General features: G+C 70.0%; 12 protein-coding genes and 2 tRNA genes. 3 read left to right on the top strand and 11 right to left on the bottom strand.

Annotated features, from left to right (window positions below; translation table 11 throughout):
* The first annotated feature begins 146 nt into the window (after window positions 1-146).
* Window positions 147-872 carry a 3'-5' exonuclease gene (locus tag RNB18_RS49075; protein WP_311720641.1) on the top strand — a complete coding sequence of 242 codons (726 nt, stop codon included), beginning with the start codon at window positions 147-149 and terminating at the stop codon, window positions 870-872.
* Window positions 873-954: 82 nt separating this feature from the next.
* Here the strand turns inward: RNB18_RS49075 and RNB18_RS49070 are convergent, their stop codons facing one another.
* The 4 genes from RNB18_RS49070 to RNB18_RS49055 form a co-directional block, all read right to left on the bottom strand.
* A complete protein-coding gene (locus tag RNB18_RS49070) occupies window positions 955-1626 on the bottom strand; it encodes a DUF2207 family protein (RefSeq protein ID WP_311720640.1) in 672 nt (223 codons plus the stop codon).
* Complete coding sequence (locus RNB18_RS49065) at window positions 1602-2699, bottom strand: DUF2207 domain-containing protein (RefSeq protein WP_311720639.1); 1098 nt, start codon at window positions 2697-2699, stop codon at window positions 1602-1604. The genes RNB18_RS49070 and RNB18_RS49065 overlap by 25 nt, the downstream gene beginning before the upstream one ends.
* Before the next feature lie 130 nt (window positions 2700-2829).
* Window positions 2830-2901, bottom strand: a tRNA-Val gene (locus RNB18_RS49060).
* Between the two features lie 39 nt (window positions 2902-2940).
* Window positions 2941-3387, bottom strand: coding sequence for an SRPBCC family protein (locus tag RNB18_RS49055; protein ID WP_059207934.1), 447 nt, complete (start codon window positions 3385-3387; stop codon window positions 2941-2943).
* 84 nt (window positions 3388-3471) lie between these two features.
* On the opposite strand from RNB18_RS49055, the gene RNB18_RS49050 reads away from it, so the two are divergent.
* Entirely contained in the window at window positions 3472-5850 is a 2379-nt protein-coding gene (locus RNB18_RS49050; protein WP_311720638.1) for an SCO7613 C-terminal domain-containing membrane protein, read from the top strand.
* A gap of 70 nt (window positions 5851-5920) precedes the next feature.
* Here the strand turns inward: RNB18_RS49050 and RNB18_RS49045 are convergent, their stop codons facing one another.
* The 7 genes from RNB18_RS49045 to RNB18_RS49015 form a co-directional block, all read right to left on the bottom strand.
* On the bottom strand, window positions 5921-8656 hold the full coding sequence (locus tag RNB18_RS49045) for an exo-rhamnogalacturonan lyase family protein (protein ID WP_311720637.1): 2736 nt from the start codon (window positions 8654-8656) through the stop codon (window positions 5921-5923).
* An 89-nt stretch (window positions 8657-8745) separates the two neighbouring features.
* On the bottom strand, window positions 8746-9342 hold the full coding sequence (locus RNB18_RS49040) for a hypothetical protein (RefSeq protein ID WP_311720636.1): 597 nt from the start codon (window positions 9340-9342) through the stop codon (window positions 8746-8748).
* A 10-nt stretch (window positions 9343-9352) separates the two neighbouring features.
* Window positions 9353-10225 carry a carbohydrate ABC transporter permease gene (locus tag RNB18_RS49035; protein ID WP_311720635.1) on the bottom strand — a complete coding sequence of 291 codons (873 nt, stop codon included), beginning with the start codon at window positions 10223-10225 and terminating at the stop codon, window positions 9353-9355.
* A complete protein-coding gene (locus tag RNB18_RS49030) occupies window positions 10222-11178 on the bottom strand; it encodes a carbohydrate ABC transporter permease (protein WP_311720634.1) in 957 nt (318 codons plus the stop codon). Before RNB18_RS49030 ends, RNB18_RS49035 begins: the two co-directional genes overlap by 4 nt.
* A gap of 14 nt (window positions 11179-11192) precedes the next feature.
* Complete coding sequence (locus RNB18_RS49025) at window positions 11193-12482, bottom strand: extracellular solute-binding protein (protein ID WP_311720633.1); 1290 nt, start codon at window positions 12480-12482, stop codon at window positions 11193-11195.
* A 382-nt stretch (window positions 12483-12864) separates the two neighbouring features.
* A tRNA-Val gene (locus RNB18_RS49020) sits at window positions 12865-12936 on the bottom strand.
* A gap of 76 nt (window positions 12937-13012) precedes the next feature.
* Window positions 13013-13474 carry a TIGR02611 family protein gene (locus RNB18_RS49015; RefSeq protein ID WP_311720632.1) on the bottom strand — a complete coding sequence of 154 codons (462 nt, stop codon included), beginning with the start codon at window positions 13472-13474 and terminating at the stop codon, window positions 13013-13015.
* 191 nt (window positions 13475-13665) lie between these two features.
* Between RNB18_RS49015 and RNB18_RS49010 the strand changes: the two genes are divergently transcribed.
* Entirely contained in the window at window positions 13666-14079 is a 414-nt protein-coding gene (locus tag RNB18_RS49010; RefSeq protein WP_004002642.1) for an SsgA family sporulation/cell division regulator, read from the top strand.
* The last annotated feature ends 109 nt before the right edge of the window (window positions 14080-14188 follow it).

Raw genomic sequence — 14188 nt, 5'->3', positions numbered from 1 at the left:
CATGAATCCCGCGCCGAGCCGCTGAACTGCAAAGACCCGTACTCCTGTTGTGTCCTTCCGGCGTACGGCGCAAACAGCCCGGGTATCACCAAACGGGCAGAAGACGGGACGTCAGCTGCCGTGGGTGAACGAGGGGTTGTGAAGCTATGACGTGCTGGTACGAAGGGCCCCTGGCCGCTTTCGACACCGAGACCACGGGCGTGGACGTCGAGACCGACCGGATCGTGTCGGCCGCCGTCGTCGTCCAGGACGCGGCGGGCACCCGGCCACGGGTGAGCCGGTGGCTGGTCAATCCGGGTGTGCCGGTGCCCGCCGGGGCGACGGCGGTGCACGGGCTGACGGACGAACATCTCCAGCTCAACGGCCGCTGGCCGGCGCCGGTGATGTTCGAGATAGCCCAGGCGCTGGCCGAGCAGGCGGCGGCGGGCCGTCCGCTGGTGGTGATGAACGCACCGTTCGATCTGACGCTGCTGGACCGGGAGTTGCGCCGCCACCGCGCCTCGTCCCTGGACCGCTGGCTCGATTCCGCACCGCTGCTGGTGCTGGATCCGCGGGTTCTCGACAAGCATCTGGACCGCTATCGCAAGGGCCGCCGCACCCTCACCGACCTGTGTGAGCACTACGGCGTCGAACTGGCGGGCGCGCACGACGCGGCGGCCGACGCTCAGGCCTCGCTGGATGTCGTACGGGCGCTGGGACGGCGTTTCGCCGCCCGGCTGGAGCGGCTGGCACCGCCGGAGCTGCACAACCTGCAGGCGGTGTGGCACGCGGCCCAGGCGCGGGGCCTGCAGGCGTGGTTCGCGCGCAGCGGGTCGGAGGAGTCGGTGGACCCGGCATGGCCGCTGCGCCCGGATCTGCCGGCGGCGGCGTGACGGAACCGGCCGCGGGACTGGACGGGGCGCGGAGCGGGGCCCTGCGTGACGTGGCGGGGTCCCGCTCCGGGCGCCCCGCGCCTCACCAGGAGCCGCCGCCTCCGCCGCCGGCCCCACCGCCGACGTCTCCGGAGGAGGAACCCCCGCCTCCCGAGCCGCTGGATCCGCCGGAGCTGGAGGGCGGACTGGCCGCGGACAGAACGACGGCGACGAGCAGGACGTAGGTGAGGTCGAGCGAGAAGCGCCGCCCCGCGGTCGGTCTCGACGTGGCGGCGCCGATGGCCTGTTCCCAGGCGGACTCGACGCCCAGCGCCACCGCCCAGGCCGCGTAGCGATCCGCCCGCTCCCCGACGGGCAGTTCGTCGGGGCAGCTGCTCGGGTCGGCCAAGTAGCGCCGGAACGCCTCGACCTGGAGCCACAGGGCGCTGCCGCGCGGGGTGCGCCGGTCCAGCTCCCAGAGGCGGGCCAAGGCTGCGACGCCCGCACCGGCGGCGGCTGCGCCCACGAGCAGGACGGGCATCGCGGCCACGGTCCTGTGACCGCTCAGGATCCCGCCGGTGATCGCCAGGGCGAAGCCGAGCACTGTTACGGCCATGACGGCGACACCTCGCCAGAAGACGTGCCGTTCCGTGACGGTGTCCCACAGACCACTCGCCTTGCGCCACTGCACCAGATACGACGAGAGCTCGCCCCACCCCTGTCTGAACGAGTCGTCACGCGTTCCGAGGGTCAGGCTGCCGCGACCGGAGAACATCTTGCGCAGGACGGCCGGTCCTCGGGGTCCATCCGCTCCCCGGAGTTGCGCCGCCGCAGGACCGGGTGCTTCTCGTCCCCCTGGATGGTGAGGTGGCCGTCAGCCGCGGCGGTGAGCAGCCAGGCCACCTTGTGCCGCTTGTCGACGCTCTCGGTGAGCAGGAGTCCGCCCTGCGCCGGAGTCAGCTCCTCAGGGGGTGTGGCGGACGGGGTGACGGTGCGGGCGAGCCGTTCGACCTCGACCCGGCGTACCCGCCCGCCGTCCTCCGCCAGACGGTCGCGCCCCACTATCCGCAGCGCACAGATGGTCAGCGCGGCGCAGGCCAGCGCGCCGGCGAGGAAGAGTCCTCCGTTGCGCATCGGATGCGGAGGGGTCGTGCCCACGGCCTTGCCGGAAGGCGCCGCGGGCAGGGCGGCCGCACCGGCGAGCCCGGTCTTCGCGGCGGTGGCATAGAGGGTGAGACCCTCGCTGCCCTTGAGCTTGTCGAGCCGGACGACGAGGTGCCCCGGTTCACTCTGCCGTGCCGTGCAGGGCGTCCCCTTGTCCCAACTGCCGTGCCGGCAGCGCAGACCGCTGAACCCGTGGGCGTCCACGACGTGGATCTCCACCCGGGAGCGGTCGACCTTCCAGCCCGTGCCGACCGCGTCCCACGCGAGCCTGCCGCCCTTCACCACGTCGGGGAGCGTGTACTGGATGCGGTAGCGGTGCACGCCGCTGACCAGGCGGTCGGGGTCGCCCACCTTGAGCCGGTCGGCGAGTTGTTCCTCGCCCGTCACGTCCCGGTAGTAGTCGCCGTATGTGTCCTCCCAGGGGACCTTGTGGCCGTCCAGGCCGACGCTCACGTCGTCCCCCTCGAAGGGCGAACCCGGCACGTCCCGGTAGATGCCGTGCGAGTCCCCCGAGTGCCCGAAGTCGTAGTCGATGACCTCGGTGATCCGGGCACTGCCGTCGGCACGTATCTCGGCGCCGACCCACATCGAGGTGACCCGCTCCCGGTTCGCGAGGGTCTGCGCCAGAGCGGCGACACCGCCGAACGCGCCCAGGACGACGAGCACGACGATCAGAGACCGCACCCTGCGCCGTCGTATCGAGACCGCCTTCCGCGGTCTCCGTCTGCCTGTCCCACCACTCATGCCGCCCCCCAAGACGCACAACTGGACACAAAAAAACCGGCCTGCGAGTGCAGACCGGTCTTTTTCCGGGTGGGCGATACTGGGTTCGAACCAGTGACCTCTTCGGTGTGAACGAAGCGCTCTCCCACTGAGCTAATCGCCCGGGAACGCACTGAACAATACAGGTCCCCGCGGGTTTCCTTCAAACGGCTTCCAAGTACGCGACGAGCCCCCGCCGCCCGGCACGCATCATCCAACGGTGGTTGGCCAGGAAGACCGGCCGTCCGGGCACGGCGAAGCGCCGGAGCAGTGGTTTGTGCACCTCGGTGACCTGGTCGTAGCGGGCGAGGCTGCCGTCCCCGTCCGGGGTGATCGTCCAGCGCGCCCAGCCGTCGAGATCGCCGTCCATCTCGATCTCCAGCACCCCGGCCTCCGGATCGCGCCGCACCTCGCGCGCGGTGAAGACCAGGTCGTACGGCAGCACGGCGCGGATCGTGACCACGCCGCTGGTGTCGTCGAGCCGTCGCACCTCGCGCACCTGGGGCCACCAGCGCGGATACTCCTCGGCGCGCTCCAGCACGTCGTAGACGACCGCGGGCTTCGCGGGCAGGGACCACAGGCTGCGGAAGCGGTATCGGGTCCAGTCCATGGAGAGAGTCTGGCATCGGATCCGAGTAGGTTTTGAGTACGCGTACTCATGTCGCGCCGCGTGACCCAGCCCACACTTCAGGGCATGACGCACATCCCGCCCCCGGCCGAGGAGCTACGCCTCCTCGACGCCGAGCTGTGGCAACTGGACGCTCGCCGGGCCCAGTTGCTGGCCCGCCGGGCCTGGCTGGTCGCGGCGCTCCAGCCGAAGTGGCAGGCACCGCAGCCGACCGGGCCGAGGCCCGCCGCATCCCCTCGCCCCGAGGCGAGCGCACCGAGCGTGCAGAACGTGCTCCTGGTGCTCGGCGGTGTCCTGCTCACGATCGCCGCGATGGTGTTCACCCTGGTCAGCTGGGGTCACCTGGGCATCACGGGCCGGACCCTGGTGCTCGGCGCGGTCACTGTGGCCGCCCTCGCCGCACCGCTCCCGCTGCTGAAGCGCGGGCTGCGCTCGACGGCCGAGTCCGTGGCGGGTCTGGGGCTGGCACTGACGGTCCTGGACGCGGTCGCGCTGCACGGGGCCGTCTTCCCGGAGACATCCGGGGCGCCGTACACGGCGGTTGCCTCGGCCCTCCTCGCTGCGCTCTGGACGGCGTACGGCCTCCTGCCGGGCGCCACCGACCTGCGCCTGCCCCGCCCGGCCGCCCTGGTCGCGGCCCAACTCCCGCTGTTCTTCTGGGCGGTCGCGGCCGACGCGGGCTCCTACGGTCTCACGGCCGCGCTCCTGGTGACGGCCGGTTTCGACACGGTTGTGGCGCTCCGGACGACGCCCGGATCCGTACGCGTGGTCGCCGCGATCGGCGCGTACGCAGTGGGCGGCTGGGGCGCACTGGCGGCCGGCTTGCTGACCTGGACAGCCTCCGGCCCGAGCGCCGCCGCCCGTGCGGCGGCGCTCCTCCTCCTCGCGAGCGCGATCGCGCTGGCGGCCGCGTGGCAGGGCGGTCGTACGGCAGCGCGGGCGAACGGGCAGGCCCTGGGGCTCGCTGTCGCCTCCGGGCTCCTCGCGGTGGTCGCGCTCGGCGGCACGGCACGGTCCCTGCTGCCCGAGCTGTGGACCGTTCCGGCCCATCTGGCCTTCGGGATCGTCCTGTTGGCGGCCCTCAGGCTCGACCGGCTGCCGGACACGGTACGGCGGGGTCTGGCCTGGGCCTCCGGAGCCGTACAGGCGCTGTCCCTGCTGTGGGCGCTGCCCGTCGTCGGCGTCGTCGTGCTGGGCCCGCTCGGCTGGGCCTCGCGGGCCTGGACCGGCGCCCCGTCGGACGCCCGCACCGCGGTGACCGTGGACGTGACCTGGCCGCCGCACGCGGAGGCGGCACCGCTCGTCCTGGCAGCCGTCGCGGCCGTACTCGCCCTGACGGTACGGGACACGGCCTGGCGGCCCAAGGCGACGGCCGGCGCGCTGAGCCTGGCCTGGGCCACCGCGATCACCCTCCCTGCCGTACTCGAACTCCCCTACGTCGCGGGCCTGTTGATCCAAGGCGCCACAACAGCCGGAATCCTCACGGCAGCCGTGTTCCAACGGCAGCGGCTCACCGCCCTGGTCCTGGCACTGGGCACTTCCGCGAGCCTCGCCTGCCTCGCCCTCGCCTCCCAGCCGGCGACACTCACCGTGCTCTGTGGCCTGGTCGCGCTGTTCACGGCGGCCTCATGGCGCCTGGCCCCCTTCACCGCCCCCACCGCTCTCGCCTACGGTGCCGCGCTGGCCGTCGCGATCGGATCCGCCGCGGACTGGTCGCCGCCGCACACCGCCCTGCTGGTCCTGGCGGTCCCCGCGACCGCGGCCCTCCTCGCCCGGCGCCTCGGCGACTCGAAGGCCACCGTGCCGGTCGAGGCGGCCGGAGCAACGGCCGGAGTCCTCGCCATCACACTGGCGGCGACAGACCTGCCCCTGCTCGCCACGGTCCTGGCCCTGTGCGGAGTGATCACCGCGGGCACGGCGATCCGTACGGACCGCCGCCCCGTCGGCTACGCGGCCGCGGCCCTGTTCCTCGCGGCCGCCTGGGTCCGTCTGGCGGCCTGGGAGGTGGACACCCCGGAGGCCTACACGCTCCCGGTCACGATCCCCGCGCTGCTGGTCGGTGCCCTGCGCCACCGCCGCGACCCGCAGACCTCGTCCTGGACGGCGTACGCCCCCGGCCTGGCCGCCACTCTCGTACCGAGCCTTGTCGCGGCCTGGGGCGACCCTCACTGGACGCGCCCCCTGCTCCTCGGTGTGGCGGCCCTGCTGGTCACTCTGGCGGGCGCCCGCCACCACCTCCAGGCCCCGCTCCTGCTGGGCGGTTCGGTACTGCTCCTGGACGCCCTGCACGAACTGGCCCCGTACCTCGTCCAGGTGACCGACGCCCTCCCCCGCTGGGTGCCCCCGGCCCTGGCCGGCCTCCTCCTGCTCGCACTGGGCGCCACCTACGAACACCGCCTGAGGGACGCCCGAAAGATGCGGCACTTCCTGGGAAACATGCGCTGAACCCACTCAAGGGGCTCGGAGAACTGCGCGACCAGCCACAACGGACGCGCAGTTCCCCACGACACAAGCGCTACGGCATCTTGTCCCCAAGAAGCGCCAGGTTCTCGATGGCGGCCAGCCCGTACAACGCGGTGTCATTCGTCGACACCCAGGCCGCCTCACTACCCGCCACCAGCGAAACCGGCCCGCTCAACGCCTCCGTCTTCCAGGGCGCGGACTCCTTGTACCCGTCGGAGTTGTAGAACTTCTCCCACGCGCGCGTGGCCAGCTTCGCGTCCCCGGTCTGCACGGCCGCGTACGCGTCCAGCCGCGAGTGCCCCTGGAACAGCAGCAGTGACCCGAAGTTGGACCCGTAGCGCGCCGCCTGCTCGGCCTTGGTCGCGTTGAAGTAACGGCAGTAGTCGAAGTACGCCTCGTTGAACTTCGGCATGTCGACGAGGTCGATGAGCTCGGCGCACAACTCGTTGAGCCCGAAGACGGCGGAGAGGTGCGAGACTCCGACGACGGGCGCCGAGGCGACCGCGAACTTGCCCGTGTCGAGGTCGTACAGTCCGCTTCCCTGCACAAACCCGTTGGGCTGGGCGGCGATGCCCTCCATCGTCGACAGCACGCGGGCCTTGGCCTTCTCCCACTTGGGGCCCTTGCGCTCCCACTCGGTCAGCCAGGCCGAGACCAGCCCGCTCCAGTCCGTGCCGAAACCGACCGACAGGGCGTGCCGGTCGGGCGTGTAGGGGTCGGTGCGGACCTTGCGCAGCGGGTCGAGCACGAGGAACGTCTCGTCGGAGTCCACGTTGGCGTGCATGAGGTCGCCGACGCGCTCGTCAGCGGTGAGGAAGTAGTAGTAGCGCCGGTACGTCGTGTTGGCGATGCGCTGCTGCTTGGCGCTGTCGGCGTAGTGCTGCACACCGTGCCGGGTACCGAGTCCGGCCCACTGCCCCAGGTGGTACACGTCCACTTCACCGGTGTGCCGCGTCATGGCCTCGGCGAACCGGAAGATGTCCGCGCGACCCGACCTGATGTACGCGAACCAGAGCCAGAGGTCCGGCGACAGCTCGGAGTTGTCCCAGGCGTAGCCACCGATGTCGTACCGCCACTGGTGCCTGACGGTGTCATAGGTGTGCATGATGTCGCCGTAGTCCCAGAAGCCGTACCAACGGCGCTGCTCCACCTGGTCCTTGTAGTAGGTGAAGAGGAAGTCGAGGTGGTCCTCGATCTTCGCCTTGGCCGGGGTCGAGCGGTCGGGCTCGGAGTACAGGCCCGGCCCGAAGACCTTCGCCTTGATGAGCTGCCTGGGCGGTGCGGCGAGCTGGGGCAACACCCTGACGGCCTCGACCTGTTGGGCCAGGGCCTGCGGCGACGGCGTCGACTCGTTGGCCCAGAACAGCAGTTCCGACGTACGGGCGATGCCGTAGGGCGTGCCGAACTCCGGCTCGTAGTCCTCGTAGGTGATGTTGAGGCCTTCGAGCTGCTCCGCGAAGGTGTCCTGGCCCATGCCGTCGTGGTAGAAGCGCAGGTCCATGGGCTGCGCCTCGGGCGACCAGAGCCAGAGGGTGACCTCGGCCTCGTCGGTCTGGGCATCGCGGATGTCGAGCTGGGAGGGGTGCTTCTCCCAGAAGTCCCTGAGGCCGAAGGAGAATCCGCCGCTCGCGCCACCGACGTAACCGAACCCGGAGGCCCGCCTGCCGCCGCCGGCACCGACCCAGCCGTGTCCCTTCTTGGTGCGCTTGCGCAGGGTGAAACCGTCGGCCGAGAGCTGGGAGAGGGTGTAGTCGCCCCACTCGGGGATGTACTGGAGCCGGGTGGTGACCCGCTGGTCCCAGGTGGCCGGATCCGGCAGCTTCTCGCCCGCGTACTGGGCGGCCTGGACGGCGGCACCGGGGTCGCGGCGCAGACCGGTGATGCCCTTGACGGCCTCGCGCAGCAGACCGGTGCCCTCGCCGCCGATGCGGATGTGCCGGTCGTAGGACTGGTCGCGCATCGGCACGGTGAAGCGGACGCCGAGTCCGCGGATGAAGTCGCCGCTCGCCTTGCCGGGTTCCTGGGTTCCGTCGTAGGTGATGGTGTGCACCATGCGGAAGGAGTCGGCGCCCGCGTAGAAGTAGAGCCGGATCGAGAACGGCAGCCAACTCCGGCTGCCCTTGCGGTGCTTGCCGTCGATCTTGACGACCGCGCGGACCGGGCCCGACTGCTCGACGGTGACCTCGGAGATGGCCCCTTCGAAGCGCTCGGTCTTGACCGTGCCCTGGTCCTCGTCCTCGATCTCGGGCTGGCGGATCAGCACGAGCCGCCCGTTCTTGGCGATCTCCGTCGACCCGCGGGTGACCGACTTGATGAGCGTGGCGCCCGACTTGCCGATCTTGGCGGTGATGACCCCCGTGGAGACGGTGATCGTGCCGCCGCTCTGGTCGACGGTGACCTTCTTGTCCGGTACGGCGGCGTCACCGGCGCTCAGCGACAGCTTGCCGTTGCCCGAACTGACCGCGTGGGCGGTCCACTTGAGCGAGCCGTCGGGCCAGTAGGCGATCGGCCAGGACTGAGCCGGCACGGCCTTGCCGTCGGCGTCCGTGACCGCGAACTTCTGGTCCTGCTGATAGACGCCCTTCGGCCAGGGGACACCGACGGTGGAGCCGGGCGCGGCACCGAGGCCGCCGTCCTCCAGCCAGTCCAGGGTCACGGGAGAGTCGTCGGCCTCGGCGGCTCTCGGCGCGGCCTGCGCGTCCTTGGCTCCCAGCGCCCAGCTGAACTGCGCGGCGGCACCGGCGACGGCGGCGGCTTTGAGGATGGACCTGCGGGGGATGGGGGACATGGCCATTCCTTCCATGTGCGGCTGGTCAGGGGCATGACAGAGAGAGGTACGGCGCCCGGGGCGCCGACCTGGGTCGGGGGCACCGCGCGTCAGCGGCGCCGGTAGCGTTCCTCCACGGCTACGGCCGCCGCCGCGACGGCCCCGAGGACCGGGACCGCCAGCGGCGCGATGAACCCTGCGGACAGGGCCACGACGGCCAGGCCGGCGACGATCAGGAAGGACCCGGCGGGGTCGCGCAGGGTCCGGCGTACGGCGTCCGCGAGCAGCGCCCGCCAGGAGGCGCCCGGCGCCCAGACCGCCGCCGCGCGCAGCCCGGCCACCGCGAGGCCGATCAGCGCGAACAGGCCGACGGCCCCGACGAGGGGGCCGCCGCGGATCCCGGCCCGCGCGGCCTGGACGTCCACCCAGACCGCGGCCGCCGCGACCCACCCGGCGACCCCGACGAGCCACCCGCGGCGCACGGCCGTACGGAAGTCCGCGACGAACTCCCGCCAGCCGCCGCCCTCATGGCCGGTACGCCGCCGCAGATGCCGGGCCCCGGCGGCGAAGGCCGCCGGGTAGGTGACGAGTCCGAGACAGGCCACGGCGATCCACACGCCGGTGAGCAGGGTCTCGGCGAAGAGAGCGAAGCGCTCGCCGCCGAACACGGAGGCCCTGCGACGCGCCTTCACACGCGCTTGCGCCATGCTGACCGCCTCACTTCAGTCCGGACGTCGCCATGCCGTCGATGAGGTAGCGCTGGAAGGCCATGAAGAAGGCGATGACCGGCACCAGCGCCACCAGCGACATCGCGATCATGCTGCCGTAGTTGGAGATGCCCTCCTGGTCGCGGAACATCATCAGGCCCAGCGAGACGGTGTACTTCTCGGGGGTGTTGAGGTAGATCAACGGCCCCATGAAGTCGTTCCACGCGTTGATGAAGGTGAAGATGGCGCTGGTGATGAGGGCGGGGCGGCACAGCGGCAGCACGATCGACCAGTAGGTCCTCAGGTGCCCGCAGCCGTCGAGCTTGGCGGCCTCGTCCAGCTCGCGCGGCAGTCCGCGCATGAACTGCACCATCAGGAAGACGAAGAACGCCTCCGTCGCCAGGAACTTGCCGGCCACGAGCGGCACCAGCGTGTCGACGAGTTCCAGCTTGCGGAACATCACGTACTGCGGGATCAGCAGGACGTGATACGGCAGCAGCAGTGTGCCGATCATCAGGGTGAACAACAGGTTCCGCCCGGCGAACCTGATCTTGGCGAAGGCGTACGCGGTCAGCGAGCTGGAGATCACGACACCGGCCACGGCGAGGCCCGCGTACATCAGCGAGTTCGTGAAGAACGTGCCGATGGAGATGCCGGAGATGCCGTCGGCGAGACCGGAGAAGTTCGCCCAGACCGGCTTGGACGGCAGCAGGTCGATGCTGGCGATGATGTCCTTGCTCGGCTTGAAAGAGGCGCCGAGCACCCAGATCACGGGGTACAGGACGACCGCGAGGACGGCGAGCGCGCCCACGTGCCAGGCGATCGATCCGGTGCGCCGCCGCTGGTTCGCGGTGCGCACGACAGGAGGGCTGACAGTGGTCACTTGGCGGCCTCCTCGTAGTGCACCCACTTCTTCTGCGACCAGAACAGGACCGCCGTCACCAGCGCCACCGCGACCACCAGCGACCAGGCCATCGCGGCGGCGAAGCCCATCTGGGCCTCCTTGAAGCCCTTCTGGTAGAGGTAACAGGTGTAGACGAGGGTGGCGTCGGCGGGCCCGCACCGGGTGTCGGAGACGACATAGGCGGAGCCGAACACCTGGAACGCGTGGATGGACTCCAGCAGCACGTTGAAGAAGAGCACCGGGGAGATCATCGGCAGCGTGATGTTCCAGAACCGGCGCACGGGGCCGGCCCCGTCCACCTCGGCGGCCTCGTACAGCTCCCGCGGGACCTGCTTGAGACCGGCCAGGAAGATGACCATCGGCGCACCGAACTGCCAGATGCTCAGGGCCACCAGGGAGTAGAGGACGTAGTCCGGGTTGCCGATCCAGCCGCCCACGTCGACGCCGAAGATCTTCTGGGTACGGTCCACGATCGCGTCGTCGGAGAACAGCGCCCGCCATACGAAGCCGACGGAGACGCTGGCGCCGATGAGGGAGGGCATGTAGAACGCGGCCCGGTACAGGCCCTGCCCGCGCCGGCTCTGCGCGAGCAGCAGCGCGACGCCGAGCGCGAGCAGCAGCTTGAGCGGAGTGGCCACGACGACGTACTTGAGTGTGACCTCCACCGACTTCTGCCAGCGCGGGTCCTGGAACATCGTCGTGAAGTTGTCGAAGCCCACCCACTCGGGCGGGGTGAACAGGTTGTACCGGGTGAACGCGTAGTACAGCGACGCGATCATCGGCCCCGCCGTGAGCAGCAGGAATCCCGCGATCCACGGCGACATGAAGAGGTAGCCGGCGAGGTTCTCGCGGCGCCGCCCGCGCCGCCCGGCGGCGGGAGCGGCGGGCCGCTTCCCGGCCGGGCGCACGGGCGCTTCCTTGACGAGCGTCATGGTCGTACGTCCCCTCAGCCCGCGAACGCGGCCTTGGCCTCGCTGAACAGCGACTTGGCGGCGTCGGCCGGCTTGGACTTGCCCTGCGCCACCTCACCGCCCAGACGCAGGAACGCCGCCTCGATGACGTCCGCGCCGGACGGGTGCGGCGTGATCTTCCCGAGCACACCGGCCTTGGCGACCTCGTCCTCATAAGCCGCGACACCCTTGTTGTTGGCATCGGTGGGCTTGAACGCGTCGTACTGCTCGGTGGTGGCGAGGATGCCGCGGTCGTAGCCCATGATCTTGCCGACCTCGGGGTCGTGGACCATGAAGGAGATGAACTGCGCCGCCTCCTTGGGGTGCTTGGTCCCGGCGAAGGCGCTGAGCATCAGCGAGCCGAGGTACTGGCCGGTGTCCTTGCCGTCGGTGGTGGGGATCGGCGCGAGCCCGTAGTCCGACTCGCCCTCGCCCTCGTAGCGGATGGAGAAGTTGTCCCAGGTGAACTCGGACGCGGCGAGGCCCGCCGAGAGACCGGACTTGGGCTTGACCTGCTCGATCTTCTTCGGGTCGGCGACCAGCCCGGACTTGACGCGCTTGTAGCCGTCCGTCCACCACTGGGTCAGGTCGTCCTCGGTGAAGCCGAGATCGGAGTCGGTGAAGAAGGCCTTGCCGTTCTGGCGCAGGTACAGGTCGTAGAGGTACATGATGGCGAAATAGCCGGTGTCGCCGGCGACCTTCAGCTTGTCCTGGATCGTCTGGAGCGCGGCGAAGTACTCGTCCCAGGTCCAGCCCATCTTCGCCTCGACGCCCGCCTTCTCGAAGGCCTTGAGGTCGATGACGAGTGCCATGGTGTTGGCACCGACGGGGATGCCGAGCTGCTTGCCGTCGACCTGACCGTTCGCCAGAACGCCGTTGCGGAAGTTCTCCAGGCTCAGATTCCCGGAGTCGGCCTGCGACTTGAGATCCAGCAGAACACCGCGCTTGTCGTACTTGCGCAGGAAACCGACCGCGTTCTGGAAAACGTCCGGCGGATTTCCACCGGAGGCCTGGGTCTGGAACTTCTCCCAGAACGCTTCATAGTCGGTGAATTCAGGCTTGATCTTGATCTTCGGATACTTCTTCTCGAAGAGCGCGATGGTCTTCTTGATGGCGATGGTGCGCGGCTCGCCGCCCCACCACGCATAACGCAGTGTCACCGTTCCGTCTCCGGAACTGCCGCTGTCACCTCCGCACCCGGTCGTCGCGGCCAGCCCCAGCGTCGCCGCTGTAGCCCCGGCCGCCTTCAGGATCGTTCGCCTCTCAACATTCCTGCTGGTTCCCACAGTCGAGCCCCTCCCCGCAGCGTCGCCGCCTGCATGAATCGTTTCAAGTAAGCGCTTGCTGGCACAAGCTACGGAGGGCCCGGGGGTGCGTCAATGATTCGGACAGGAATTTATTGTGAGTGTGGTGAGACGTCGGCGCGCCTCCAACAGCCGGGCGGCGTCGGGGAACTGACGACTGCCCAGGTGAGGGACATGGGATCGACCCGTCGAACGGGGCGCAGGCCGCCGTGCGGGATCGGCGGGCGGCCGAAAAAGTACGGGCGGCGGGGAGGCGTCACTGCGGACGGTGACGCGGGCGAGCCGGCGGTCCCCGGCGTTCGCATCGGTCCCCGCGCACGCCGACGGCCCGTCTGCGCTTTCGCAGACGGGCCGTCGGTCCGGGTGGGCGATACTGGGTTCGAACCAGTGACCTCTTCGGTGTGAACGAAGCGCTCTCCCACTGAGCTAATCGCCCGGACGCAGGAAGAAGATTACCCCATGTCAGGGGGTGCCCGTGACCAGCGGTGACAGCCCGGGCACCGCCGCGCGGCTCACTGGTTCTTGATGTTCCAGGGCATCTCGAAGCCGAACTTCCAGAGATAGACCCCGAGGATCGCGGCCACGATCACGAGGCCGATCACCGTCAGGATGATGTTGCGCCGCCGCACCTTGGGATCGAGGGCGCGCTGGGCCGCCTCGGTCACCTTGCGCTTGGTCCAGCGGAGCACGAGCTGGGCCCAGACGAACTCGGTCGCCCAGATCGCCATACCGCCGAAGATCACGACCCACCCGGGCCCGGGCAGCGGCAGCATGATGATGCCCGCCACCACGACCGCCAGGCCGATCACGAAGATGAGGACCTGCCAGCTCAGATGCAACAGGCGACGCGCCTTGACGAACTCCGGCGCCCGCGAGCCGAGCCCCTGCCCGTCCTTCGTCTCGTCCGTCTTCTTGCCGGTCTCCCCGTCCGCTGACACGGCGACCTCGCCCGGCTCGTCACTCCCCGTATTCATACATCCAAACCCTACCCGAGAGAAACCAGTCACCGGAATGGTCGTACCTCTCGAAGAGGTGCTCGGCCGGAAGAGTTACGTAAACGCACGCAAAACACTCAGAGGGGTTTACAACGGCACCGTAGGTGGCATGTCGATTTCGCCGACGTGCGAATCCCCGAGCGCACACTGAGCGAAAGGCCCTGGCGCTTATGAACACCACGGTCAGCTGCGAGCTGCACCTGCGCCTCGTTGTGTCGAGCGAGTCCTCCCTGCCTGTCCCCGCAGGCCTGCGGTACGACACGGCCGACCCCTACGCCGTGCACGCCACCTTCCACACCGGAGCCGAGGAAACCGTCGAGTGGGTGTTCGCCCGCGACCTCCTCGCGGAGGGCCTCCACCGGCCCACCGGAACCGGCGACGTCCGAGTCTGGCCGTCGCGCAGTCACGGTCAGGGCGTCGTCTGCATCGCCCTGAGCTCCCCTGAGGGCGAGGCACTGCTCGAGGCCCCGGCGCGGGCCCTGGAATCGTTCCTGAAGCGGACGGACGCCGCCGTGCCCCCGGGCACGGAACACCGGCACTTCGATCTGGATCAGGAGCTCTCGCACATCCTGGCGGAAAGCTAGGGGCGAGGTCCCACAGAGCCGCCCGGCGCCGTCCACTCGGGGAGACGGCTCGGGCAGGTACAACCGCATAGGGAACGACAGGCGCCGTGGCTGCGGAGCGCTCCGCAGC

The organism is Streptomyces doebereineriae, assembly GCF_031845645.1.
Lineage (GTDB): Bacteria > Actinomycetota > Actinomycetes > Streptomycetales > Streptomycetaceae > Streptomyces > Streptomyces canus.
This window is presented reverse-complemented; position numbering and strand designations above follow the sequence as displayed.